Source organism: Actinomyces sp. MRS3W (assembly GCF_032465695.1).
GTDB lineage: Bacteria > Actinomycetota > Actinomycetes > Actinomycetales > Actinomycetaceae > Actinomyces.
Window position 1 is genome coordinate 1 of sequence record NZ_JAWDJJ010000159.1, and the last position, 1,618, is coordinate 1,618.

The 1,618-nt window shown below is 73.4% G+C and carries 2 protein-coding genes; both read right to left on the minus strand.

The genetic code is table 11. The features are described 5' to 3' along the window. Positions 1 to 776, minus strand: a 776-nt coding sequence (locus RWX45_RS05750) for an ABC transporter transmembrane domain-containing protein (RefSeq protein ID WP_316022811.1), incomplete at its 3' end; no start/stop codon positions are given. Beyond that, on the minus strand, positions 773 to 1,618 hold an 846-nt coding region (locus tag RWX45_RS05755), incomplete at its 5' end, for an ABC transporter ATP-binding protein (RefSeq protein WP_316022812.1). The genes RWX45_RS05750 and RWX45_RS05755, both read right to left, overlap by 4 nt.

Below are 1,618 nucleotides of genomic sequence, written 5' to 3' on the forward strand. Positions count from 1 at the left end.
GTCCCGGCGCACAGCGCGTGTCGCCCGGCGGCCACCACCGCCGCATCCAGCTGTGCCGTCTCCTGCAACCGCTCGGCCGCGCGCCCGTAGCCGACCACTTCGGGCAGGCCCTGGACCGAGTCGGTGACGTGTTGCGTGGTCGCCGCCCGGGCGGCGATGACGCGCCGCGAGCCGGACATGACCAGACCCTGGCCGAGCGCCGGCACCACGACGATGGCGAGCAGCAACGCGATGGCGCCGGCCCCCGCCACCGGCCAGGACACGCAGACGCCTATGCCAATGAGCACCGCCGCGGGCACGAGCAGCGCGGAGACGGCGGGGGCGAAGGTGTGGGCGAAGAACACCTCAATGCGGTCGATGTCCTTGGTGGAGCGGGCCAGCAGGTCGCCGGAGCGGGCGGTGGTCATGACCCGCGGGGCACGCCGTGCCAATGCCCGGAACAGCTCGGCGCGCAGCAGCTCCAGCGAGGTGAAGGCGACGGTGTGGCCGAGGAACTGCTCGCCGTACCGCAGGGCCGCCTTGAGCAGCGACATGACGATCATGGCACCCACCACCGGCCCGGCAGAGGGCGCGGGGCCGCCGTCAGCGAGGGCAAGGGCGGTGTCGACGACGGCGTGGGCGACCAATGCGAACAGGACCACCCCGAGCAGATGGCCGGCCACGCGGCAGGCGGCGGAGGCGAGCAGCGGTGGCAGAACGGGCCGGGTGACGCCGAGCAGCCAAGCAATCAGGGCGGTTCGAGTAGTGGATGCGGCGGGGCGGGGTTGAGAAGTCATCGCACGGTACCTTCCGCGATGGTGACCACCCGGTCGGCCGCGGTCAGGGCGCCGGAGCGGTGGGAGATGGTGATGACGGTGCGGCCGACGGACAGTCGTTTAATCGCGTCGATAATCGCGGCCTCGCTGGCGAGGTCGACCTGGCTCGTGGGCTCGTCGAGAAGCAGCAGCGGCCGGTCGGCGAGGAAGGCGCGCGCCAGTGACAGGCGCTGCGCCTGGCCGCCGGACAGCCGGGCCCCCTGTTCGCCGACGTCGGTGTTGATTCCCTCGGGCATGGCGAGAACGTCGTCGGCCAGGTTGGCGGCCTCCAGCGCCTCCCACATGCGCTCCGGGGTGGCGTCGGGGTCCGCGATGCGGAGGTTGTCGGCAATGCTTCCGGTGAACAGCCAGGTGGTCTGGGTGACGACGGCGCTGACGGCGCGAATGGCGTCTTGGGTGGCGGCGGTCACCGGAATGCCGCCCACGTGCACCTGTCCGGCGGCGGGCAGCAGGTCGCCGCGGATGAGCGCCATGAGGGTGGATTTGCCGGCCCCCGAGGGGCCGACGATGGCCAGGTGCTCGCCGGGGGCGACGTCGAGGTTGATGTCGGTGAGCACGGTGACCGGGGTCGTCGGCGCGGGTGGGGCGGCCGGGACCATCGGCGCGGAGCTGGGGTAGGCGGAGTGCGGAGCCCCGGACTGCCCGCGGGGGCGGCTGCCCGGGTGAGCCCGTCCCGGATGTGCGGCGGTGCCGGCGAGAGAACTAGCGGGGTGGCCACCTGGAGGCCCACCGGGATGCCCGCCGGGGCGGCCGGGAGGGGCGGGACGCGGCTCCCAGGCCGCGGTGACACCGCGCAGCGACAC